The organism is Paenirhodobacter ferrireducens (assembly GCF_004022265.1).
In the GTDB taxonomy this organism is placed as follows: domain Bacteria; phylum Pseudomonadota; class Alphaproteobacteria; order Rhodobacterales; family Rhodobacteraceae; genus Rhodobacter; species Rhodobacter ferrireducens.
The window spans coordinates 1-1,265 of record NZ_SAVB01000056.1; the positions used below are offsets into that span (position 1 = coordinate 1).

1 protein-coding gene is annotated in these 1,265 nt (G+C 60.5%); it reads left to right on the forward strand.

Features of this window, described 5'->3' with window-relative positions:
- The first annotated feature begins 81 nt into the window (after positions 1-81).
- Positions 82-1,226 (forward strand): IS3 family transposase gene (locus EOW65_RS19820; RefSeq protein ID WP_394342761.1). Its coding sequence is split into 2 segments (ribosomal slippage): positions 82-349 and positions 349-1,226, totalling 1,146 coding nucleotides; the frame shifts between segments, so codons are not numbered across the junction.
- Positions 1,227-1,265 lie beyond the last annotated feature (39 nt).

Here is a 1,265-nt window from a genome sequence, read left to right on the forward strand (position 1 = left end):
TGAGCACCTCCCCGAAAATTGGACAGTGACGGAAGCTACGATCTGACGTCTGCTGGTCTCCAAGAACGAGGAGATCAGAACATGTCGAAACGCAGAAATCACGACGCGGGCTTCAAGGCTCGCGTGGCTCTGGAAGCCGTGAAGGGCGAGCGCACCGTGTCGGAGCTGGCCGCCGAATACGGCGTTCACCCGACGATGATCCACCAGTGGAAAAGATCGCTGCTCGAAGGGGCATCGGACATCTTTGAACGCGGCGGGAAGAGGAAGGCCGAAGTTGACGAGGAGACGGTGCGGGATCTGCACGCCAAGATCGGAGAGCTGGCTGTCGCCAACGATTTTTTGTCACGAAAGCTCAAGCCCTGGATCGGCAAGTGAGGCGAGGCATGATTGAACACGCCCACCCCAAGCTGTCGATCCGTGCGCAATGCGGCCTGCTGTCGATCTCGCGGTCGTCGTTCTACTACGCGCCGCAAGGCGAGACCGAGATGAACCTCGCCCTGATGCGGTTGATAGACAAGCAGTTCCTGGAAACCCCGTTCTACGGTGTTCGGCAGATGACTTGGCACCTGCAGAACGAGGGTCACGCCGTCAACGTGAAGCGCATCCGGCGGCTGATGCGGCTCATGCGCCTGATGCCGATCCACCAGAAGCCCAACACCAGCAAGCCCGCCAAAGGGCACAAGACCTACCCCTACCTACTGGGCGGGCTGAAGGTGGAACGGCCAAATCAGGTCTGGTGTGCCGACATCACCTACCTGCCAATGCGCCGAGGCTTCCTTTATCTGGTCGCCATCATGGATTGGGCCACCCGCAAGGTGCTCGCGTGGCGCATCTCGAACACGCTGGAGGCGGGCTTCTGCGTCGAGGCGCTGAACGAAGCGGTCCACCGCTTCGGCCCGCCTGAGATCATGAACACCGATCAAGGGTCGCAGTTCACATCCTTCGTCTGGACCGACGGACTGAAACGGCTCGGCACCCGGATATCGATGGACGGCAAGGGGCGCTGCCTCGACAACATCTTCATCGAACGGCTCTGGCGCTCCCTTAAGTATGAATGCGTCTACCTGCACGCTTGGGAGACCGGATCTCAGGCCAAGGCGGGCGTTGGCCGATGGATCGCCTTCTACAATCACCAGCGGCCCCACGCCGCCCATGGCGGAAAGCCGCCCGCCGTGGTCTACTTCAACCAGATCGAAACCGACCAGCAGGCGCAGAGAGTAGCTTAAATCATCCCGGAAACTGTCCAAGGGATCGGGAGTAGCTCA